The 23,288-nt window shown below is 37.6% G+C and carries 22 protein-coding genes and 1 pseudogene; 6 read left to right on the top strand and 17 right to left on the bottom strand.

Annotated elements, in window-relative coordinates:
* Positions 1 to 149: 149 nt before the first annotated feature.
* Together P2E05_RS19700 and tdh are read left to right on the top strand one after the other, a co-directional pair.
* On the top strand, positions 150 to 1,346 hold the full coding sequence (locus P2E05_RS19700) for a glycine C-acetyltransferase (RefSeq protein ID WP_154624178.1): 1,197 nt from the start codon (positions 150 to 152) through the stop codon (positions 1,344 to 1,346).
* A gap of 23 nt (positions 1,347 to 1,369) precedes the next feature.
* Positions 1,370 to 2,398 carry an L-threonine 3-dehydrogenase gene (tdh, locus tag P2E05_RS19695; protein WP_154624177.1) on the top strand — a complete coding sequence of 343 codons (1,029 nt, stop codon included), beginning with the start codon at positions 1,370 to 1,372 and terminating at the stop codon, positions 2,396 to 2,398.
* A 44-nt stretch (positions 2,399 to 2,442) separates the two neighbouring features.
* On the opposite strand, the gene P2E05_RS19690 is transcribed toward tdh, so the two are convergent.
* Both P2E05_RS19690 and envC read right to left on the bottom strand, forming a co-directional pair.
* Positions 2,443 to 3,438, bottom strand: a complete 996-nt coding sequence (locus tag P2E05_RS19690; protein WP_163863393.1) for a divergent polysaccharide deacetylase family protein — start codon at positions 3,436 to 3,438, stop codon at positions 2,443 to 2,445.
* Positions 3,439 to 3,464: 26 nt separating this feature from the next.
* Entirely contained in the window at positions 3,465 to 4,757 is a 1,293-nt protein-coding gene (gene envC / locus P2E05_RS19685; RefSeq protein WP_163863391.1) for a murein hydrolase activator EnvC, read from the bottom strand.
* Between the two features lie 496 nt (positions 4,758 to 5,253).
* On the opposite strand from envC, the gene P2E05_RS19680 reads away from it, so the two are divergent.
* From P2E05_RS19680 to cysE, 4 genes are all read left to right on the top strand, one after another.
* Positions 5,254 to 5,691 (top strand): rhodanese-like domain-containing protein, encoded by a 438-nt coding sequence (locus tag P2E05_RS19680; protein WP_154624174.1) that lies wholly within the window; start codon positions 5,254 to 5,256, stop codon positions 5,689 to 5,691.
* A 119-nt stretch (positions 5,692 to 5,810) separates the two neighbouring features.
* On the top strand, positions 5,811 to 6,278 hold the full coding sequence (gene secB, locus P2E05_RS19675; protein ID WP_154624173.1) for a protein-export chaperone SecB: 468 nt from the start codon (positions 5,811 to 5,813) through the stop codon (positions 6,276 to 6,278).
* An 8-nt stretch (positions 6,279 to 6,286) separates the two neighbouring features.
* Positions 6,287 to 7,315: an NAD(P)H-dependent glycerol-3-phosphate dehydrogenase gene (gpsA, locus tag P2E05_RS19670; RefSeq protein ID WP_154624172.1), complete on the top strand. Its 1,029-nt coding sequence runs from the start codon at positions 6,287 to 6,289 to the stop codon at positions 7,313 to 7,315.
* A 25-nt stretch (positions 7,316 to 7,340) separates the two neighbouring features.
* Positions 7,341 to 8,162, top strand: coding sequence for a serine O-acetyltransferase (cysE, locus tag P2E05_RS19665; RefSeq protein WP_154624171.1), 822 nt, complete (start codon positions 7,341 to 7,343; stop codon positions 8,160 to 8,162).
* A gap of 81 nt (positions 8,163 to 8,243) precedes the next feature.
* Here cysE and P2E05_RS19660 read toward each other — a convergent pair.
* From P2E05_RS19660 to P2E05_RS19590, 15 genes and pseudogenes are all read right to left on the bottom strand, one after another.
* Positions 8,244 to 8,529, bottom strand: a pseudogene (locus tag P2E05_RS19660) (Txe/YoeB family addiction module toxin).
* Complete coding sequence (locus tag P2E05_RS19655) at positions 8,522 to 8,776, bottom strand: type II toxin-antitoxin system Phd/YefM family antitoxin (RefSeq protein WP_276122961.1); 255 nt, start codon at positions 8,774 to 8,776, stop codon at positions 8,522 to 8,524. The pseudogene P2E05_RS19660 and the gene P2E05_RS19655 overlap by 8 nt, the downstream one beginning before the upstream one ends.
* 78 nt (positions 8,777 to 8,854) lie before the next feature.
* Positions 8,855 to 9,358, bottom strand: a complete 504-nt coding sequence (gene trmL / locus P2E05_RS19650) for a tRNA (uridine(34)/cytosine(34)/5-carboxymethylaminomethyluridine(34)-2'-O)-methyltransferase TrmL (RefSeq protein ID WP_154624169.1) — start codon at positions 9,356 to 9,358, stop codon at positions 8,855 to 8,857.
* A gap of 162 nt (positions 9,359 to 9,520) precedes the next feature.
* Positions 9,521 to 10,546 carry a UDP-glucose 4-epimerase GalE gene (galE, locus tag P2E05_RS19645; protein ID WP_276122960.1) on the bottom strand — a complete coding sequence of 342 codons (1,026 nt, stop codon included), beginning with the start codon at positions 10,544 to 10,546 and terminating at the stop codon, positions 9,521 to 9,523.
* Between the two features lie 17 nt (positions 10,547 to 10,563).
* Positions 10,564 to 12,642 (bottom strand): polysaccharide biosynthesis tyrosine autokinase, encoded by a 2,079-nt coding sequence (locus P2E05_RS19640; RefSeq protein ID WP_276122959.1) that lies wholly within the window; start codon positions 12,640 to 12,642, stop codon positions 10,564 to 10,566.
* A gap of 33 nt (positions 12,643 to 12,675) precedes the next feature.
* Positions 12,676 to 13,104, bottom strand: a complete 429-nt coding sequence (locus P2E05_RS19635) for a protein tyrosine phosphatase (RefSeq protein WP_276122958.1) — start codon at positions 13,102 to 13,104, stop codon at positions 12,676 to 12,678.
* Positions 13,105 to 13,109: 5 nt separating this feature from the next.
* The gene (locus P2E05_RS19630; protein ID WP_276122957.1) at positions 13,110 to 14,264 is read right to left on the bottom strand and encodes a polysaccharide export protein; all 1,155 of its coding nucleotides are present in this window, start codon (positions 14,262 to 14,264) and stop codon (positions 13,110 to 13,112) included.
* A 148-nt stretch (positions 14,265 to 14,412) separates the two neighbouring features.
* The gene (locus P2E05_RS19625; protein WP_276122956.1) at positions 14,413 to 15,579 is read right to left on the bottom strand and encodes a nucleotide sugar dehydrogenase; all 1,167 of its coding nucleotides are present in this window, start codon (positions 15,577 to 15,579) and stop codon (positions 14,413 to 14,415) included.
* A 13-nt stretch (positions 15,580 to 15,592) separates the two neighbouring features.
* Positions 15,593 to 16,411, bottom strand: a complete 819-nt coding sequence (locus P2E05_RS19620) for a glycosyltransferase (protein WP_276122955.1) — start codon at positions 16,409 to 16,411, stop codon at positions 15,593 to 15,595.
* 4 nt (positions 16,412 to 16,415) lie between these two features.
* Positions 16,416 to 17,474, bottom strand: a complete 1,059-nt coding sequence (locus tag P2E05_RS19615) for a glycosyltransferase (protein WP_276122954.1) — start codon at positions 17,472 to 17,474, stop codon at positions 16,416 to 16,418.
* Positions 17,464 to 18,204, bottom strand: coding sequence for a hypothetical protein (locus P2E05_RS19610; RefSeq protein ID WP_276122953.1), 741 nt, complete (start codon positions 18,202 to 18,204; stop codon positions 17,464 to 17,466). Before P2E05_RS19610 ends, P2E05_RS19615 begins: the two co-directional genes overlap by 11 nt.
* Positions 18,205 to 18,578: 374 nt before the next feature.
* Positions 18,579 to 19,502, bottom strand: a complete 924-nt coding sequence (locus tag P2E05_RS19605) for a glycosyltransferase family 2 protein (RefSeq protein ID WP_276122952.1) — start codon at positions 19,500 to 19,502, stop codon at positions 18,579 to 18,581.
* Entirely contained in the window at positions 19,486 to 20,802 is a 1,317-nt protein-coding gene (locus P2E05_RS19600) for an oligosaccharide flippase family protein (protein ID WP_276122951.1), read from the bottom strand. Before P2E05_RS19600 ends, P2E05_RS19605 begins: the two co-directional genes overlap by 17 nt.
* On the bottom strand, positions 20,799 to 21,689 hold the full coding sequence (locus tag P2E05_RS19595; protein ID WP_276122950.1) for an ATP-grasp fold amidoligase family protein: 891 nt from the start codon (positions 21,687 to 21,689) through the stop codon (positions 20,799 to 20,801). The genes P2E05_RS19600 and P2E05_RS19595 overlap by 4 nt, the downstream gene beginning before the upstream one ends.
* 18 nt (positions 21,690 to 21,707) lie before the next feature.
* Positions 21,708 to 22,784, bottom strand: coding sequence for an NAD/NADP octopine/nopaline dehydrogenase family protein (locus P2E05_RS19590; RefSeq protein WP_276122949.1), 1,077 nt, complete (start codon positions 22,782 to 22,784; stop codon positions 21,708 to 21,710).
* Positions 22,785 to 23,288 lie beyond the last annotated feature (504 nt).

Here is a 23,288-nt window from a genome sequence, read left to right as displayed (position 1 = left end):
ACGAATAGACAAACATTCTAGAAGTGACATTTTTTATAGGCTAATGAGCGTGATCTTGGCTACAAACTTGATTTATTTATGCTGTAGCTGTCGCGAGTTCTAGTATCTATGATTAAACTCTAAAAATTGAATTATAACAGGAATAAGTTATGTCAGAGTTATTTTATCAGCAGATTAAAGAACAATTAGTGCAAACGGAATCCGAAGGTTTATTCAAGCATGAACGGATAATAACGTCATCACAAGGTTCTGACATTGAAATCGTTGGTGGTCAACACGTTATCAATTTTTGTGCGAATAATTACCTTGGCTTAGCTAATCATCCTGAACTTATCGAAGCGGCAAAGCAGGGGATGGATAGCCACGGTTTCGGTATGGCATCCGTCCGCTTTATTTGTGGAACACAAGATAGTCATAAACAACTTGAGAAAAAATTAGCCGATTTCTTAGGTATGGAGGATGCCATTCTCTATTCCTCTTGTTTCGATGCGAATGGGGGATTGTTTGAAACCTTATTAGGCCCTGAAGACGCTGTCATTTCCGATGCGTTAAACCACGCATCCATCATCGATGGAATACGCCTGTGTAAGGCAAAACGCTATCGTTATTCTAATAATAACATGGCGGAACTACGACGTTGTCTAGAGGAAGCTAAAGCATCGGGGGCACGCCATATCTTGATTGCGACAGATGGTGTGTTCTCAATGGATGGCGTGATTGCTGATCTGAAAGCTATCTGTGACCTCGCTGATGAATTCCAAGCACTTGTCATGGTAGATGACTCCCATGCTGTTGGTTTTGTTGGTAAAAATGGTCGAGGCACCCATGAATATTGTGATGTGATGGGGCGAGTAGACATTATTACAGGGACGCTGGGGAAAGCACTTGGCGGGGCTTCTGGCGGCTATACCGCGGCAAAAAAAGAAGTCGTTGAGTGGTTACGCCAACGCTCTCGTCCCTACTTATTTTCCAACTCATTAGCACCCGCCATCGTTGCAGCCTCGATTAAAGTCATCGATATGATGAGTGAGGGTGATGAGCTACGTGAGCGGTTATGGCACAACGCGACACTATTTCGTGAAAAAATGACTGAAGCGGGTTTCACCCTTGCTGGCGCGGATCATGCCATTATCCCTGTGATGTTAGGGGATGCGGCGCTGGCGCAAGTTTTTGCGAATGAGCTACTGGAAGAAGGGATTTATGTTACGGGATTCTTCTATCCTGTTGTTCCTCAAGGGCAAGCACGTATCCGTACACAAATGTCTGCGGCGCATACAGAGGACGATATTTTACGAGTTGTTGATGCATTTACACGTATTGGTAAAAAACTGAATGTCATTTCTTAATGGTAACTAAATAAGGCCGTTCTATGAAAGCACTGTCCAAATTAAAAGCAGAACCAGGTATATGGATGACAGATGTTCCAAAACCGGAACTCGGGCACAATGATGTGATGATTAAAATCCGTAAAACTGCAATCTGTGGTACGGATGTGCATATCTATAATTGGGATGAGTGGTCACAAAAGACCATTCCTGTACCTATGGTCGTCGGTCATGAATATGTTGGGGAAATTGTTGAAATAGGACAGGAGGTTAAGGGCTTTAAAATTGGTGACCGCGTTTCAGGTGAAGGGCATATCACTTGTGGACATTGTCGTAATTGTCGGGGAGGGCGTACCCATTTATGCCGTAACACGATAGGTGTCGGCGTGAATCGCCCTGGCTGTTTTGCTGAATACCTTGTACTGCCGGCATTCAATGCCTTTAAAATCCCCGATAATATTCCGGATGAAATTGCCGCGATATTTGATCCTTTTGGCAACGCAGTGCATACAGCATTATCGTTTGATTTAGTCGGGGAAGATGTGCTGGTTTCGGGGGCGGGGCCAATAGGTATTATGGCCGCAGCCGTCTGCCGACATGTTGGAGCTCGACATGTCGTGATCACTGACATCAATGACTATCGACTGGATTTAGCGAAAAAAATGGGCGTTACTCGAGCCGTGAATGTCGGGCGAGAAAATCTACAAGATGTGATGAAAGAGTTGGGTATGCAAGAAGGCTTTGATGTTGCTTTAGAGGTTTCTGGTTCTCCCGCGGCATTTCATACGATGTTAGATACGATGAATCATGGTGGTCGTATTGCATTATTAGGTATTCCCTCTTCTGAAATGGCCATTGACTGGGGAAAAGTGATCTTTAAGGGACTCTTTATCAAAGGCATCTACGGTCGAGAGATGTTTGAAACTTGGTATAAGATGGCAACGTTAGTACAGTCTGGCCTAGATCTCACCCCAATGATTACTCATCAATTTGCTATCGATGATTTCCAGCAAGGCTTTGATATCATGCGTTCGGGGCAATCAGGTAAAGTGATATTGAATTGGGATAAATGATAAAAATGCCAGTGGCTAGCGTGTGTAAGCAACTGGCAGGATGATTAAGGTTTTTGTTGGGTAAACAGTGACGGCTTTTTATTTGATAATAGAGGCCGTAACGTTTTATCTTGATAAATGGATTCAACAACAAACATCAAAAAATGGATGCCTTCAAGTTGAGTTGCTGAGGTGTTGTTCGGTAGCTCAAATTCACAAATGCCAATTTCAACAGGGGTTGTTGGCGTGGTTTGCGTACCGTTAGGTGAGTCTTTTGACAACTGCTTAGGCTCTTCAGGTTGCATTTTAAGTGGTTGTTGCTCTTGAGGCTGCTGAGCACGATTTAATAGGGTGCTGACGTTAACTAACTCAATATCGCTGGGTAGTTGGGGTAAAAATTTCTGCAATGCCCGTACGGTGGATGGGTGTGGATGGCCAATTGCAATGGCATTACCGTGTTTACGCGCGTAGGCAACCGCTTTATTCAGCTGCGTCCGTGTCTCTTCTTCAGATTGATGGTTATCAAGAAAGAGATGACGTCGGACGGTGGGAACGCCAAATTCTTTAGCGGCTTTCGCAACTTGGGTATTGCCAATCGTCACGCTGTCTAAAAAGAAAAAATTTGAGCGGGAAAGTGAACGCATGACATTACGCATACCTGGCAGGCTGGAAGTCATCTCACTGCCCATATGATTATTCATGCCTGTGGCATGAGGAACTTTACTTATCGCCCGTTGAATAATACGGTCAACCTCTTCTGCGCTCATTGAGGGGGCAAGCGTATTTTTTTCTAAAGGTTGCTGACTAAGTGGCTTCATCGGCATGTGGATCAAAATTTCTCGCCCTTGTTGATGCGCTTTGTTCGCAACGAGCTGCCCATGAGGTGAATCAGGTAGGATGGCAATGGTGATTGGCGTTGGCAGTGCCAATATTTGGTTATCTTCTTTGGTGCGATAGCCAAAATCATCAATGACTATCGCCAATTGTGCTGCACTAGCCTGAAGACTCATTATCAATAGAGATAACCCAATGAGTCGCTTAAAAGGCCGGTGTTTTAACATAATTATCTTCCTAACTGTTTGCTTGGTTATTTACCTAACCAAGGGCGAGGGTTAACAGTTTTACCCTGCCGGCGAATTTCGAAGTACAGCGCGGGGCGTTCCTGCCCGCCACTACTTCCCACAAGTGCGATAGGTTGCCCAGCCCGAACTTCTTGTCCAACATTCACGAGTGCGCTTTGGTTATAGCCATATAAACTCATGTCGCCTTTACCATGCTCCACGACAACAACAAGGCCGTAGCCTTGTAACCAGTCAGCAAGTAGTACGCGGCCATCTGCAATGGCTTTGACTTGAGTCCCTTCATTGGCTCCGATCACCATACCTTTCCAGCGCAGCTCACCTGAAATGGCATCGCCATAATTATGTAGCGTCTGTCCACGTACTGGCCATAAAGCTTGCCCCGCAGGACGACCTAAGCCACCGGTTCGAGACATTAGTGAACGCTCACTCTCTGATGGTTTATAAGTTGAACCTGTTTGTTTCGCTTTACGTTCTTTTTCGGCAACCTCCGCACGGATACGAGCCGCCTCACGCGCTTCTCGTTCTGCTCTCGCTTTGGCTTCACGTTCTGCACGCGCTATCTTATCTCTTAGCCTTGACTCGTTTTGTTTCATCACAGCCAGATTTTTTTGATCTTCTTTCAACGTACTTTCAAGCGCTGAGAGTGTTTGCTTACGTGCAGCTTGCGCATTATCTAATTTACGTTTTTCTTGTTGCTGACGTGCTAAGGCTGTTTTTTGTTCAGCTTGTTTTTTCTGTTCAAGTTGCTTTTGCTGATTAAGTTCCAGAGTCGTGGCTTCAAGCTGTTTAATATTTTTTTCGCGTGCTTGGTTGAGATAGCTGTAGTAAGCCAAAATGCGCTCTTCACGCTGGCCTTCTTCACCCTTTAAAAATAATGATAAACCTTGGTGTTTACCTAATCGAAATGCGGCATCGAGTTGTTCCGCCAGTAATTTTTCATGCTCACTTTTTTGTTTTTGTAATCGATTAATGTTGCTATTTAACTCAGCAATGTCTTTGTCTAATTGTTTAAGCTGAGCTTGTGTGTTATGCAGTTCGCGTCCTGCTGCTGAAATACTTTTTTCTTGTTGTTGGAGCTGATTGAGTAGTGCGGATCGCTTGGCCTGCTGGTCTTTTACGCTTTTTTCTTTTTCAGCGATATTTTGCAGCAAATTTTGCAGTTGATCTTTGTTTTCTGTGATCTGATTGGCCGCTATTGCTTGCATCGGCAAGAGTGCGATGAAACCACAAGCGAACAGCGTTGAGGTAATAGCTTGACGAATAACGGCTATTTTCATCCAGTTATGTTTATTGGCCATTCTGATAGAAAACCTCGAATAAATGCGATAGCTGATTATTTCATCTGATAGCGATAGTTACCAGCACCCTATTCTGAATATCGTAACAAATAACATTCAACCAAGCGGTTTCAATTATCTTATGAAAGATAAACGATTTGGTAGTGATACAATCATAATCATTTGTCATTCCATTGATTGTATCGTGTCTTACATCATTTTGTAGCATTAAATCAAATATTATCAGGATCTGTTAGTGCTTAGGGTGCTTTTTAATCTTGCGAATACGGATTGTACATAGGCTATTTTTGGTGACGACTAGGGCTTATGGTAAAATAGCAAAAGTGTCTATCTTGATAGACAAATGATATTTTGTTGGGAAAAGAGATTATTTCTGCGTACTGTTTCGCAAAAAAATCCATCTAGTTTGCGCTAACTGGCTGTAATTAGCTCAACACAAAGGTATACTCTGAACCCTTTGATATTCGTTTTTAACTAACGGGAGTGATTGCCCCCCATGATGCAAGAAATCATGCAATTCGTCAGCCGGAACATGTTGTTGAGTCTGGTTTGGATCGCGCTATTTGTCGCGGTGGTCGTAATGACCTTTAAAGGTCTGTTCTCTAAATCAAAAGTGATCACGCGCGCACAGGCGATTGCTCTGATTAATAAAGAAGAAGCCGTCATTGTGGATTTGCGTACACGTGACGACTTCCGCAAAGGGCATATTATTGATTCTATCAATTTAACGCCATCTGAAATTAAAGAGAATAATTTAGGTGAGCTAGAAAAACACAAGCAAAAACCAATAATTGTGGTTTCGGCGAGTGGCATGGAATCGGGTAAACCGGCTGAGCATTTAGTGCAACACGGTTTTGAAAAAGTCTTTGTCCTGAAAGAAGGGATTGCTGGCTGGTCAGGTGAGAATCTGCCGTTAGCTCGTGGTAAGAAGTAATTTATCCGACATGTAAATTGTAATAAACCTAACGATAACATTTGTGTGGTAACACATTATTTGAACGTCTGCCGGTCTATACAGTCAAATTCATATGGAAGTTAAAAGGTATTAAAATTATGTCAGAACAAAACAACTCTGAAATGGTATTCCAGATCCAACGTATCTATACAAAGGATGTTTCATTCGAAGCACCTAATGCACCACATATTTTCCAACACGAGTGGCAGCCAGAAATTAAATTGGATTTGGATACTTCATCTACCCAATTGACTGAAGGTGTTTATGAAGTTGTTTTGCGTGTTACCACAACAGCAAAACTGGGCGAAGAAACCGCATTCCTGTGTGAAGTTCAACAAGCTGGCGTATTCTCTATCGAAGGTATTGATGGGACTCAAATGGCACATTGTTTAGGTGCATACTGCCCAAATATTCTGTTCCCATATGCACGTGAAGCAATCACTAGCATGGTGAGCCGCGGTACATTCCCTCAACTGAACCTAGCGCCAGTTAACTTTGATGCTCTGTTCATGAATTATTTGCAACAGCAGCAAGGCGAGCCAGCGCAGAATAGCGAAGTTCAATAGGACGCTTAATGAAAACTGCTTCAATGACAGTCATCGGTGCCGGTTCTTACGGCACCGCTTTAGCGATTACGTTAGCACGTAATGGCCATCAGGTTATGCTGTGGGGACATGACCCTCAGCATGTGCGTAAATTACAACAAGAACGTAGTAATCAGGCATTTTTGCCTGGCGTTTCTTTCCCTGATAGTTTATCTCTCGAAACGGACCTTAAACGTGCCGTGGAAGCGAGTCCAAATATCTTGATTGTAGTACCAAGCCATGTTTTTGGTGATGTGCTCAAACAAATTCAACCTTATCTCCGAGCTGACTCACGTATTATCTGGGCAACGAAAGGCTTAGAAAGAGATACAGGGCGTTTATTACAAGATGTGGCGCGTGAAGTATTAGGCAATGAAATTCCACTTGCTGTGTTATCAGGCCCCACGTTTGCCAAAGAATTAGCTGCGGGTATGCCAACGGCAATTTCAGTTGCCGCAACTGACAGCCAATTTGGTGATGAACTGCAACAGCTTTTCCATTGTGGCAAAAGTTTCCGTGTGTACAAAAACCCTGATATGGTTGGTGTACAGCTGGGTGGGGCAGTAAAAAATGTGATTGCAATTGGTGCGGGCATCTCGGATGGTATGGGCTTTGGCGCTAACGCACGGACAGCCTTGATCACGCGTGGTCTAGCGGAAATGAGTCGATTAGGTGCTGCATTAGGTGCTGACCCCTCCACCTTTATGGGCATGGCGGGACTGGGTGATTTAGTGTTAACCTGTACCGATAATCAATCACGTAACCGTCGCTTTGGCATGATGCTTGGCGATGGTATTAGTGTGAGTGAAGCTGAAAAAGAAATTGGCCAAGTGGTGGAAGGTTATCGCAATACCAAAGAAGTAAAGGCACTTGCTGAGCGTGCAGGGGTTGAGATGCCAATCACGGAGCAAATTTATCAAATCCTTTATCGCCAAAAAAATGTCCTAGAAGCAGCACAAGCGCTATTAGGGCGAGCGACTAAAGATGAAATTGCTGACATGCCAACATCGAAGGACTAAAAAATCAAATTTTAAGTGAGTCATTATGTCGCGAGAAGAATTGGATAGAATCTGGGGATTCATTAAAGATGAAGCAAAGTCACTTGCCGATTGTGAGCCTCTGTTAGCCAGTTTCTTTAATGCAACCTTGCTTAAGCACGATAACTTAGGTAGTGCACTCAGTTATATGCTAGCCAACAAACTCAGTTCACCTATCATGCCAGCCATGGAAGTGAGAGAAATTGTTGAACAAGCCTATCGTAATGACGAACAAATGATTTTTTCTGCTGCGATGGATTTATCCGCCGTGCGTCTGCGTGACCCGGCGGTTGATAAATATTCTACCCCCTTGTTATACCTGAAAGGTTTCCATGCGTTACAAGCCTATCGTATCGGGCATTGGCTATGGAAAGAAGGTCGTCAAGCACTTGCCATTTATTTGCAAAATCAGATTTCAGTCACCTTTGCTGTTGATATTCACCCAGCCGCTCGCATTGGTTGTGGCATCATGTTAGACCATGCAACAGGAATTGTGATTGGTGAAACGGCGGTTGTTGAGAACGATGTTTCTATTCTGCAATCCGTGACTTTAGGCGGTACGGGTAAGACTTGCGGTGACCGTCACCCTAAAGTTCGTGAAGGCGTGATGATCGGTGCGGGTGCGAAGATCCTTGGTAATATTGAGATTGGGCGTGGTGCAAAAATAGGCGCGGGTTCAGTTGTCCTTCACCCCGTTCCTCCTCATACTACGGTAGCGGGTGTACCTGCTCGTGTCGTCGGTAAACCAAATAGTGATAAGCCATCGTTAGAGATGGACCAAAACTTTAATGGCTCGATTTATGGTTTTGAAGACGGTGATGGGATTTGAGAAGAGTCATTATTGTATCTGAGCTGAAACGGCTAAAAGATATGGATGAATACACTAGCCATACAGATGAGTTATTTCATGTTACTGTATCACAATTTGTTGAACCTTTTCATAATAACGACAAGCAATAATAGTTAAACCCTCATCGTCTATTGAATAAATGAGCCTATTTGTTTCATCTATTCGTCTAGACCAGAAGCCAGCTAAGTTTTCTTTTAGTGGTTCTGGTTTTCCTATCCCATAAAAAGGTGTTCTTTTAGTCTCGTCAATGAGCATTATTAATGCGTTTGAGCATTTTTTTGTCTTGGGTTTGCCGGTATAGATAGTCTTCCCATCCTTGGTCAGTCCATATTAAAAATCTACTCATTTATAAGCTCTCTTTTCTTTACTTTTCCGGCTTTAAATTGAGCAATTGATTTATTTAAATGTTCGGCATTTGCTGGTGAGCGTAATAAATAAATCGTTTCCATTAGGCTATTGTAATACTCTAAAGACATAACTCCAGCATCCTCTGAGTCACGAGGAGTGATGATAGTTGTATCTGCATCATCAAGAACTTTATCTAATACCGATTTTAGATTATTTCTAGCCTCACTAAATGAAACAGTTTTCATTTACCCCGCTATACTTGTACTTTATTCTGTACAAGTATAATGGCGTTATAAGGAAAGATCAGTATGCATGCTGCTAAATTAGTCGCGTAATAATGCTCCTGCGTAACCCAATTGTCGCCATGCCTCGAACACTACCACGGCGACTGAGTTTGATAGATTCATACTACGGCTATCTGCCAACATCGGGATACGAATTTTTTGTTCCATTGGCATATTATCGAGGACGTAAGGCGGTAGTCCCCGCGTCTCAGGACCAAACATTAAATAATCATCTTGTTGATAACTCACATTACTGTGGCTTGGTTTACCTTTAGTGGTTAACGCAAAGACACGGGCACCACGAGCAGATTGATTATTATCTGGATTTAATCCTTCGCTTGCTAAGAAAGCAAAATAATCATGATGGTGTTTGATGTCAGCAAATTCACTATAGTCTAAACCCGCACGGCGTAGCCGCTTGTCATCCCAAGTAAAACCTAACGGATGGATCAGGTGTAAGCTAAAGCCTGTGTTAGCACAAAGGCGAATGATATTGCCCGTATTTGGCGGAATTTCAGGTTCGAATAAAACAATATGTGGCATAACGAATGACTGTGTTAAACAGTAAATTTAAATGAAACAGTGGTAAAGGATTCTACGCGCAAATGATGCAAGTTGCATGTCATTGTGAATACTAAAATGAGCGCAATAAAAAAGCGGGTTCGATATGGAACCCGCTTTATGTGAATCGACGCTAGCTAACGACTATTGCTTATAGCCATTAGGGTTTTGAGATTGCCAACGCCAGCTATCATTAACCATATCTTGTAAGGAATATTGTGCTTTCCATCCCAAATCGTTAAATGCTTTTTTAGGGCTAGACCAACATTCAGCGATATCGCCAGGGCGGCGCTCAACAATTTTATACGGAATGGGTTGACCCGATGCTTTTTCAAAGGCAGAAATCATCTCTAATACACTAGTTCCTTTACCCGTACCTAGGTTATAGGTATGTAGACCTGCTTGATGGCTGACATTGTTTAATGCTGCAATATGACCGCTAGCTAAATCCATAACATGGATATAATCACGTACTCCGGTACCATCTGGAGTCGGGTAATCTGCGCCAAAAACCATGACTTCTTTATGGCGACCAACTGCAACTTGAGCAATATAAGGTGTTAGGTTATTTGGAATACCTTGGGGATCTTCACCAATTAAACCAGATTGGTGTGCTCCAACAGGGTTGAAATAACGTAATAAAGTGAGTGACCATTCGTTATGAGCAACATGTAAATCAGTCAGAATACGCTCAACCATATATTTACTTGTACCATATGGGTTGGTGGTCCCCCCGACTTTAGATTCTTCGGTTAATGGAACTTCTTCTGGATCACCATACACAGTGGCTGATGAGCTAAAAATAAGACTCTTCACACCGACTTTTTGCATACAAGAGACTAACACTAAGGTGCCATTGACGTTGTTATCATAATACTCAATCGGCTTTTGAACTGACTCACCAACGGCTTTTAGCCCAGCAAAGTGGATCACCGATGCGATCTGGTGCTCAGCAAAAATCGTATCCAGAATCGCGGCATCACGAACATCACCGACATAAAACACGGGTTTTATACCTGTGATAGTTTCAATACGCTTTAAAACCTCAGGGTTAGCATTGCAGAGATTATCCAAAATAACGGGTTGCATGCCTTGTTCAATCATCTGTACACAGGTATGGCTACCAATGTAGCCAAGGCCGCCTGTGACTAACACTTTTATTTGATTCATTTTACATTCCTGTACGACTAATACTCATAAACATAGTTATAGTCGTCTGATTTCGCATCGATACCATTGAGGATCACGCCAGTAATTTCGATATCGTTTTGTTTAAAGCGTTTTAGCGATAGCTCAACATCTTTTACGGTATTGACACCATAGTAGGCAATAAGCAGTGAGGTGCCGACATATTTACCGATAATTGCAGCGTCAGTGATCGCTAAGATTGGGGCAGTATCGATAACCACAATATCGTATTGGCCTTTCATCGTGTCGAGTAAATGCTTAAAGCGTTCCCCCATTAAAAGCTCAGAGGAGTGCGTGACATTTTTACCACGGCAAATCACATCCAAGTTTTCAATGACATGACGATGAATATTTGGCTGGTTGGCATCTTGCTGAGCTAAGTAATCAGATAAGCCCATTTTATTACTTAAGCCAAATGCTTTATGGATACGGCCTTTACGTAAGTCGGTATCAATTAACAGGACTTTTTTGCCGGCATTAGCCAATACAACCGCCATATTGGAGGTGACAAAGCTCTTACCGACACCTGGTGAAGCACTGGTAATCATCACAAGGTTATTTCCTTGGTTCATCACCGAGAAGTAAACGCTAGTTCGTAAAGAACGAATGGCTTCTACAGCCGTATCGGCAGGGTTTTCTAACGCCAAAGGATGTTTATTGCCCTCGGCAATCAGTTTTTTCTCATGGGTAGAGAATGGGATGGTGGCATAGACATTAACGCCTAGCGCATCGATATCCTCAGTACCTTTAATTTTATTATTAAAGAACTCACGGGCAATCACATAAGTACAGCCCACAATAAATCCAAGAATAGTCGCCAGAACCATTATAAGTGCTTTTTGTGGTGCAACGGCATTAGGTTGGGATTCCGCGGAGTCAATAATACGCACATCAGCTGTAATACCTGAGTTGAGTACACTGAGTTCTTGTTGTTTGGCCACCAATTGATTGTAGATAGCTTGTTCGGACTCGACATCACGGGTTAAACGTACAATCTGCTGTTGGGTGTTAGGGAGTTTTTGAATATTTTTGCTGATTTTCTCTTTTTCACGTAACAGTTGCTGACGCTTATCAAGCAATGATTGGTATGCGGGGTGGTTACGGGTATAGAGCTGCTGAATTTCAACCTCTTTAAAGGTTAACTCATTGAGTTTCTCTTCGACTTGCAAGGCGCTGTCAAGAGCCGATTTTGCTTCTAATGATAAGTCGATAGATTCATTCTTTTTACGGAAAGCATTTAATTGGTTTTCATAGTTGTCCAATTTAGTTTTTACTTTCGGTAAGTATTCATCTAAGAATAATAAGGTATTATTGGTGACCTCTTTTTTACGCTCGGTATTTTGGTCTACATAGTTTTGGATAATGCTATTTAAAATCTGCACATTTTCCGCTTTATCGGCACCTTTAATAGCGAGATTAATAATACCTGTGCCTTTACCAACTTCTGCAATCGTTAAGGTATTACGTAGGTTTTCAATGGTAGAATAGCGTGCATTTTTAACCAGCGTAAACTCTTGTCCGGTTTCGGCGTTGATTGAAGAGATTAATAGGCTAATGTCATCTTGCTTAAGTAGCTCGCCCACTTTACCTTCAACGGTTTGGTTATCAATATGAAGGGCATAACGGTTTTCGCCTAAATATGTGAGCGTAGCGGGTTCACCAATAAGAGATTCTGGTACAAAATAGAGGGAAATAGTAACAGAAGACTTATTTCCCCAGAGCTTATCAAAAAAACCAGCCGGTGCAATTTGGGTATCTAAATTAAGGTCAGTAACCGTTTTACCGAGCACCATTCGAGACTTAATTACTTCGATCTCGGAGTCCACTTGGCTATTATTGTTAGCAAATGGCATCACATCGCTCATTTGATCTAACAATGAAACTTGGCTCATTTTATCGTATTGCAGTGTCGCATTGGCTTGATAAATAGGCGTGGCTAAAAAGCTATAAGCGGCGCCAATGACAATAAAAAAGAGGGTAAAAAAGCCGATTTTAAGATAACTGGATTTGAGTACCTTAAACAGCGCCAGCAGATCGATTTCGTCCGAGGCAGCGGAACTGGTTTTTGTCGTGTTCATAATCAATTAACGTTAAGCCTTCAAATAGTAAAATTAAATTTTCCCTTGCCACTGTATAACGGCTTTTTCCATCAGTTGATAAACATGCTCAAACATTTCATCACTGCGTTTATGCGGATCTGGGATCTCGGTTTTATTTAGCCATTGGCCGAACAACATGACTTTGCCACGTGTTTCGGGGAATTGTTGATGGATTCTATCAATATGATCGTTTTCCATCACTAGGATTAAGTCTGCTTCTTTACATAACTCACTGGTTAAACGACGTGATTGGTGATTATCTAAAGAGAGATTGTGGTTCTGTGCGATACGGATGGCGCTATCATACGCGGGGCGATCCTCTTTGGCGATAATGCCTGCGGAATGGATCTTTTTATTGGGAAAATGAACTTGTAATAAACGCTCCCCTGTGGGGGAGCGGCATATATTTCCCATACAAACAACAAGAATATTGTTAAACATACGGATTACCAGTCGTGAATACGTTTAGTCCCTTCGGTTAACTGATTATATGATGCGATGGTTGGTAACAATTGAGTGATGAGACGGTTCCAACGTACCACTGGGGCAGCAGTGACATAAACCAGATCATAAGGTTGTAACTTAAATTCCGTTCCCATCACCATGGAGGTGGCATCAGAGAGATCTAACTGATAAACCGCCGCCATTTTCTTCGGCAGTAGGGCATCCAGCTCTTTATCACCGGAAGTTTGGTTTTTAATTGGACGAATGACAAATACACCCGTTGCATTAGCGGTAGTTTGATCTGTACCGCCTGCTTTACTGAGAGCTTCAGTAATACTCATACCGGCACGGTCAATGGTTAGGGTATTTGGCTGACCGACTTCCCCCATCACAAACACTTTTTGCCCATCATTACGTGGTACGTATAGTACATCACCTGGTAGCATCAGATGGTTCTGGGTTAGGTCGCCATACTGAACTAATGCTTGCAGTGAGATTTTAATTTCTTTGCCATTACGAGTTAGTACGACATTGTCCCAATCGGCCTTTTCAGTTAGACCACCGGCATTATTAAAGGCTTCTAAAACCGTTAATGGTACGTTGGTAATCGGTAATGTGCCTGGTTTAGAAACTTCGCCAGATACATACATTTTCTGCGAGCGGAAAGCAGCAATACTGACATCTACCTGAGGAGATTCAATATAGGTAGAAAGACGGTTGCTCACTAGATTACGGATTTCAGTGACAGTTTTACCAATGACTTTCACTTTACCAATATAAGGGTAGTAGATAGTGCCGTCTGAATGTACCCAGTTACCGGAGTCCGCAGCGCTACGGTAAGAACCGGCGGGGATGGTGAGCTCAGGGTGATCCCAAACAGTAATGGTTAATACATCACCTACACCAACACGGTATTCATAGGTGGCAAGCTGCTTCTCTAAGGTTGGGTTGGGTTTTGCAATAACCTGTGGGGTATACATCTCATCTAGTAGTTTTGGCGAGATCGGGTAGATATCGACAAATTTAGAAATATCACGATCGCCAGTGTCGACGACATTTTTGCCCGAGGTAGACATATAAACACCAGGGGTAACAGTACAGCCAGTTAGGAGAATACTAACTGCGACTAAGGTAAGTGGGAGACGCTTACTAAGCACAAGACCATCCTATGTAAAAATGTTTAGATAAGGTATAAGTGATGAGGAAGCATCATTCCCACTTATACGTGTTTTATGTAAGTTTTAAATTAGTTTATAGCGGCTAGCATTTTTTGGCAAAAGTACGTGAATAAATTTTATCTATTTATTAATCGTTACCAAAAAGATCACGGGTATACACTTTATCCGCCACATCTTCGATTTCAGGCACCATCCGGTTAGCCAAAATGATGTCGCTGTCCGCTTTAAAGGCCTCAAGGTCACGGTAGACTTTTGAACGAAAGAATTCATCTTCTTTCAGCACCGGTTCATACACAATCACTTCGATACCTTTAGCTTTGATACGCTTCATGACGCCTTGTACCGCAGACGCACGGAAGTTATCTGACCCCGCTTTCATCACCAAACGATAGACACCAACTTTACGTGGTGCTTTAGCAATAATTGCATCGGAAATAAAATCTTTGCGAGTACGGTTTGATTCCACAATGGCGTTAATTAAGTTATTCGGTACATCATCATAGTTGGCTAATAGCTGTTTGGTATCTTTTGGCAAGCAATAACCGCCGTAACCGAAAGACGGGTTGTTATAATGGCTGCCGATACGCGGGTCTAATGATACCCCTTCAATGATTTGTCGTGCGTTCAAACCACGGCTTTCTGCATAGGTATCTAATTCATTGAAATAAGCGACGCGCATCGCCAAATAGGTGTTTGCAAACAGTTTAATCGCTTCGGCTTCCGTGCCATCGGTAAACAGCACAGGAACGTCTTTTTTGATGGCACCTTCGAGCAGTAAGTTCGCAAAAGTTTCCGCACGCTCAGAGCGCTCGCCCACCACAATACGAGAAGGGTGCAGGTTATCCCAAAGTGCACGACCTTCGCGTAAAAACTCAGGTGAGAAAATGACATTGGTGTAGCCGAACTCTTCACGTAAACGCTCGGTGAAGCCGACAGGAATAGTGGATTTGACGATAATCGTGGCATCGGGGTTAATGTTCTGCACATCATGAATGACCGACTCAACCGATTTAGTATTAAAGTAGTTGGTTTTTGGGTCATAATCTGTCGGTGTTGCCACAATCACGTACTGGGCGCCAGTATAGGCTTCAACGATATCTTGCGTGGCACGGAAATTGAGTGTTTTTTCCCGTAGAAACTGCTCGATTTCAGCATCAATAATTGGTGACTGTTTGTTATTCAGCATCGCCACTTTTTCGGCAATGATATCGACAGCCACCACTTCATGGTGTTGTGACAGTAACATGGCATTAGACAGACCCACATAGCCTGTTCCCGCAATTGCTATTTTCATTATTATATTACCATTAATTTCGTAAAAAGAATTTATAAGCTATTTTCTTCATACTATCATTTAAAATACACCTGAAAATGAAATATTTAAATATATTAATAAAATAGCGTTTTTTTGTTATTAAGTTTGAAGCTAACATTTCATTCTGTGTAAATAAGTCATTTTTAAAATGTTGAATCCCTTTTCGTCTAGATAAAGTATCAGTGTCAAAGGATACATTAACTAACACACTATTTAAATTTACCATTTCTTTGTTATGAGCTACAAATCTGCACCATAAAGCATAGTCTTCTGAGCTTCGAATATGGGGATAACCACCTGTTTCTATATAGTCAACTTTTCTAAAAAAAGCGGTTACATTATTAATTGGTGATTTTAACGTGATATTTTTTTTTATGTCATAATTAGATAAAGGAACTTTTCTAATTGACGAGGTATTAGTTGAATTATATTCTTTAATTAGACCACCGCAAAGCGCAATGTTTTTATTTTTTTCCATAAATTCAAATTGCTCATATAATCTATCTAGTGTTGATTCATCGTCGGAATCCATTATAGCTATATAATGGCAATTTGTTTTTTTTATTGCAATGTCTCTTGCATAACCAGGTCCTCTATTTACATCATAACTAATAATAATAATATTGGAATATATGTTAGCTAATTCTTTGATTGTTTTTTCAAGTATAGGAGATATGCTGCCATCACAAACTATGATTATTTCATCCGCAGAATAAGTTTGGTGTATAATTGAGTAAAATGCAGATAAAAAAGAGTCCACCTTAGTTCCTATATAAACAGGAATGACGACGCAAATAGTATTTTTCTTCATAAGATTATCTTTTTCTTAAAAGTGAATGCCATTTTTTTAGGATAATTATACTTGAGTATTTTTTAGAATTATTAAAAGCATTTAAAGAAAATGTATTTTGTATTTTTTCATTATTTAAAAAGTAATTTAATTTATCAATGAACTCAGAGTCATTATTGTAATCTATCAAATAGCCATTTTTCTCATTATCTATAATTTCGGATGGCCCTGTTTTACAATCAAATGATATGGATGGGATTGAAAAATATTGTGATTCGATCAGAACCATTGGTAATCCTTCATATCTTGATGTCATTACGTATAATCGAGCTTTCATATAATAATTTTGTATTTCTTTAGTAAATGGTATTAAATTTACATTTTCCAAATTCAAACTTTCAATCATAGATCTTAATTCGTTTTTTTCAGGGCCATCCCCTATTATAAGTAAAGACCAACCATTAGTTTCTGCTCTATGCCATATATTTAAAAGCCGCTGGAAATTTTTTGCATAGCAAAACCGCCCGACTGCAATAACAATCTTGTCTCTAGAATTGTAATTCGGCTCATAATCATAATTCTCGTATGAGTTTATATTTTCTATATGACTAATATTGGTTAAATTAAAATTATTTTCTAAAATATTTTTATCATAATGTGTTAATACGATGACTCTTTCTGCGGTTTTATAACTAAATATTTTAAGTTTTTTAACTATAGGACTGTAAGAACTAAAAGACGTATGTTCAGATAGATATAGTTTTTTTAGGTTGAATATTTTGAATATAATCGAAATTTCTACAGATAGCCTGCCCATAGATATAACAATCTTAATCGTATCTGGGTGAGCTTTAGATATCTTCTTGATTTCCAATAGCTTTAATAATTTATTTTTAGCACGTATGTAAGATACATTTATACTTTTATCTAATTCAAAGTATAAGTCTGTGTTTTTTTTATAGAGAGAATATATGGTTATTTCATAGTTTAATTTTGCTAATTGGTTGGCTAATGTTATTAATGCTCGTTCAGTCCCACCAGTCGTTGTAATATCAGTGATAAAAAAAAATAATTTATTTTTCATTTTGTTTCTTACTAAATATTATAAATAATGAAATTGAGTAAAAGGGCACAGAAAAATATGTTTCTGTCATTGTTTCCAGAAGCATTATTAGTATGGAAAAAGCCATAAATAGAGTTAATGGGGTTGTTATTAATTTCTTTAATGTTATATAAAATAAAACTGTAAATGGAATTATACCTAAACTGTATATTGTCTGAATAAAATAAAAGTCGATAGGGAGATATTGTTCAATATTTACACCATGTAGTAATGGAGGAATACCTAAGTCATTATATAATATATTACCAAACCATAGGCGACTTGTTAGTAATTCATTGACGATAAAAAGTACTGATATGTCTTTAAAAAATGAAATGAAAAAGAATTGTAATGCTATAAAAAAAATAGATGTTAAAACTAAAACTTTCTTAATAAGAAGTCTGTTTTGTAGAGTGGAATTTTGTTTTTTCAATAATGAAAATAAAAATAGAATATAAAGAGATATACATAAATACAAACTCGTTCTTGAATAAGTTAAATATAATACAGCTAAGGTGAATGAAAAAACTATTGTTACTATAGGTAATTTTGAGCGAGTATTTATATTCTTCGACTCTAGGTATAGGGCGATGGAGTTAAAAAACATCAGTGAATATTGTCCTAGGGTATTTGGATTATCTAACCCCCCAGTGAAACGCTCACCAAAACGGTCATCGAATAAAAAATAATAATCGCTAAATGGAGTCATCATGGTTGTGGACAAGATTGTTAAAATATTAGCTAGTATAATTATTTTTATTAGGATGTTCCAGTTTATTGTAGATGCATATATCATCAATGACACTATAAATAGATACCCGAAATAAGATTTGTTGTTAAATATAAATATATTAACAAAAGAAAATACCATGAATAAAATTAAAAAAATTTGTTTTTTACGGCAATTTAATAATAATATGGACAATAGTAATAAGAAAAGTAAAACTATATTTAGTATGTCCTTTAAAGATATAAAAAAGGATTCACTTATTGCTAGTGAAAACCAGCCACTTTTAACACAGTACAACGTATAAAAAATAAGGAAAAAAATGTAATTAAACCGATTGTTTTTTTCTTTAATCATAATCATATCCCTTTTTTAGGATATAAATGAATCCTTATAATTACTTTTAAAATATTATAAATATCTTTAGGTGTGGTTATTTTATAAAAGGAATTAAAGATTAATTTTATGGATTTTATGTAGTTACCTTTTGCTCTCGATAGTTTTGCCTCAATTAAGTAATTATAAAATGAATATTTTTTATTATCTTTTTCATTTAACCTAAATAGGTTTCTTTTCTCATATGATACTCTTATGTCATGTGCTAATTCTGATTTTTTAGAAAAAGTAATTCTTGCCAAATTATGGTCATTATGAATAAATAACTTTTCTTTCAAATGACCTATTTTCTTTCTCTGTTCGAAAAATTTTAACATCAATATGTGGTCTTGATATCGAGGAGTATCAGTAAATCCTTCAATATCCATGATTGCCTGTCTTGAGCACATAATCATAGGTGTATAGGCATTTCCTGATATAATAAAAGTATTAAAGCTATCAACGCGAGCGTAGCAATTACTAATATTTAAAAATTTATTTTTTCTTTTAAATTGCATATCACAAACACTCACATCTAACTTGTTTTTAATTATGTGGGAAACTTGATTTTTAATTTTATCAGGAAGGTAAATATCATCATCATCTAGAAATGTTATGAATTCTCCAGTTGAAATTTCAATTCCTTTATTTCTTGCTAATGAGCCGCCGCGATTTATTCCATCAAAAAAATATTTAATACAGGTAAGGGGTGATAGAGTTTCTAACTTTTTAACTACATTAAAAGTCAGGTTATGATAAGTAGAGTCATTATTATCATCAATGATAATAATTTCTATATTTTTATATGTTTGCTCTATTACACTTTTAACAGCATCATATAAAAAATCTGGTCTACCATATGTTGGTATTATCACAGAGACCTTGTGGTTGTTAGTTTTTTCTTGCATATTTTGACCATGAGTAAAATTTTAATATATTTGTTATCGTTTCTATATGCATTTTGAAAACAATACCTTTGTTAAAGAAATAGTTTAATAAAGTAAGAGAAAGTATTTCTATTGTTAAAATTGAAGCAACAGCTCCTGATATTTTATAGTTACTAATAAGATAATATGTTAATATAACGCCCGTAATTGATGTGAATAACATCTTCTTAGATAAAAAAGAATATCCAGAGAATGCAACAATATATCTATACGCAATAGTTCCAAATGATGATAGCACCGATGATATAGAAAGATAAAATAACAAAGGGAGTGAGTCGGTATACTCAGCCCCATATAAATAAAAAAGTAATTTGTCACCTAAAAAATATATAAATAACAAATAAATAAATGATATGACTAATATTAGTGTGCTTAATATAGCTGTTTCTTTTATGATGTCTTGCTTGTTTTTTAGTTTATATATCCTTGAGAAAAAAGATGTTATAATTGATTGTGGGATGAAGAGCCATGCATAAGCTAAGGTAAATGCTACTGTAAAAATACCTAATGCATAATTAGATACTAATATAGCAAGGCATAACTGAGAAATTTTAGAATAAATAGAAATAGAAACATTAGATATGGCTATAGGACTTCCTGATTTCACAAGATATGAAACATAATTTTTTTTATTTGTTTTTATGACTAAAACATCTTTCTTTATATGAAAATATATAAACCGGAAAAAATATGGGAGAAATGTAGTAGTAATTATAGGTATAGCTAGATAAGATATATCCAATTCAAAAATTACAATTATATACCTTAACCCTAAAGAAAATGACAGTCCAATAGTATTAAAAATAACGTTTATTTTTGATTTTAGTATTGCATTAAAATATATAGCATAATGGTCCACTGTCAAAAATAGGTAAGATAATGCTACAGATATTGTAAAAATAATAGTGACTTTGTCATCTGAGTTTGCAATGCAATATATTATATACATAATAGAGATTATTATATATATAAGCCATCTAATAGTAGTAGTAGATAGCATAAGTTTAATTCCAGATACTCTATTCTTACTTATACGTTTAAATAGAACTGTATCTGTTCCCAGCATAGATAATGTTTGTATTATAACAAATATGGATATCGCAAATGAAAGTTTCCCAAAGTTATCTGGCCCGATATATACAGCAACATATGAGGTTATAAATATTAGGCCAAAAATAGATATTATTTTTTCAGATATGAGCCAAAATGAGTTTTTTATTATAGATAAGTTTTTTTTTATTTCACTAATGAGCATGTTCATTTTTTATCTTTGATTTTTAGATATGCTCCCATTATTAAATCTCCATTAGGATTTAATTTATTGCTTATTCTAGTATCCAAACCGGCAGCAGGAGTAAATGTGAGTTCACCAAAGTATACTTTTCCATCAACAAGATAAAAATCAACTCTAACAAAAGGAAAGCTACCGCATAATTTTTTAGAGTAGTAAAATAGGTCATCAAATCCATCTGGTTTATTTATATTAGGTTCGGGATTGAATTGGTAAGCATATCCAAAAGGTAGAATGTTAAATTCTTTATCAACAAAATAATATTTTGGTTTACCTGTGTCTCTTTCTGAGCAGATCATTACAAATTTTGGCTCCCCATTAAAGCAGTATACTTTGTAATCTTCAGGCAACTCTCTATCTTTATTTATTAAAAGCTTTTCACCAATAATTTTCTTTTCTATTCCTCTATAATGAATTTCTGCCATTGACTGCCAATATTCATCATCGAGCCAATTTTGAATAGTTCTCAAAGATTGACTGATATTAAAACCACTTTTATTTAATACAATAAGGTTATATCCTGCACCATGGTTACATTTTATTACAAAACCATTCTGGGGGAGTTTTTCAATTGGTATTTCCTCAGGTGTATTGCAAGCGAATATTAACTCATTTAGTATGTTTGAACATCCTTTCTCTGTTATATATTCTCTAACTCTATATTTGTCTGCACATTTAGATACTAGAGTGTTGTTTTTGTAATCATTGAATTTAAGATATAAAATCTTTTCATTGAATGTTTTTGGGTTAACTAAATTTAATATTTTTTTAAACCTAATCAAATATAATATGTGTGTTGTTAATAATGGTGATATTCTGGATAATGTTTTTTTGATTTTAATTACTATATCTTTCATTTTATTTTCTACATGAAGTTATTGGATAATTTTATTAAAAACTGCCTTATCTGAAATTGTCTTTATTGTTTTTTTTATTTCAATTTCACTATTTTTTCTGAAATTGATTAATAATAGTGATGATGCTATTTCTATTAATGATGTTGCTAGAGGAGTAGGGATATTAGCAATTCTAGCTAAGGTTTCTAACAAAACCAAACCTTTTGGAACATCTTCATAAATGTATCTTGAATTTATATCTTCGGGGCCTTTAGGGCCTCCAGTAGCTGCATACATTTCAAAAACTTGTTTAGCATCTTGACTTAAATCAATTTCATTTCTATATTTACACTCTTCTACATATGGTGATGGTATACCGTGATAATGAGAAATGACTTTATTTTTCTCGTTATCTAATTCCTCAATTAAATTCCAAATCGCTGGAGTAAAAGCTTCCTTATACATCCAAAACTCTCCTTTGCTGTATTCAATTCTAGAAGCAGACATAATAGCTCCTATTGTATGTACAACAAGGTTGGGATTATGAAGAGCAGATTCAATAATATTACTTCTTGTTTTATGATATGCAGGTGTTAACTCTTGACATAGTTTCAAAGCATCTTCTTTATATCTTCCTGGATATACACCAATAGCATTTCTTATATTTTCAAATAATATTTGAATATGGCCAGGAGAGGTTATTCTTGCGTCATACGGGGTTGATTCACCTTCTATTAATATTACATTATCTAGATTTATGTAATGTAAGCTACCTAAATACCCAGGAATAGACATTATATATTTTGTCCTATCTGTAATATGTTCTTTTATTTTTTCAGATACGTCATGGTGATATAATGTTTGGGTCATAATTATTATTAGGTCTGCGTCTTGTATACCATTTTTTATATTTCTAGTAATACTTTTCAATGGAACAAACTGATTAGTTATGTTTTTATGGGAAAGAAAAATCCCATTATTTTCTTTTATTATATTATAATTTTCATCATGTAAAGAGTTTGAGGTTTTTATTAGTGTTACATCGTGACCACGCAAGGTAAACATTGCAGCGTGTGCGCAACCTGCATTTCCAGCTCCGAGAATGCTAATATTCATCTATTACCCTATATAACCTGTATTTTAATTAGTGTGAATTTAGTTCGATTGAAAAGTCTTTGACATAGCTACCGCACTGGGTTGTCGGGTCCCAGAGCACCATCGAATTCTATATCTATGCTTATTAATTGATAACATTACATTTTTATGTAATTGCTCAATTGATAAGCATTTCTTATCGTTTTTACCCCCGAGAGGGTATGCCTCTACGCTGACTCGGTCAAGCGAAAGCCACTAATAATAACACTAAATATAGGTTATGACTATTAATGTGATAGTCTTAAAGAATAGTCTTATTGGTTTTGTAAATCATATAAATTCTTTTAAATTATAAGGTTATATTTTTCCTAAATAACGTTTGATAATTGGCAACATTTTATTTTAAGAGAGATAAAATAACCCTATTTTTTGCCGAGGTATTATCTTAATTAAACTAATAACTCTCTCGTTACAAGAGTATCGCGTTAAGATAACTTGAATAATTGAGATATACATCATTTTTAT

The organism is Providencia stuartii (genome assembly GCF_029277985.1).
GTDB lineage: Bacteria > Pseudomonadota > Gammaproteobacteria > Enterobacterales > Enterobacteriaceae > Providencia > Providencia zhejiangensis.
Note: the sequence above shows the minus strand (reverse complement) of the source record. Positions and strands in the feature narration are given on the sequence as shown.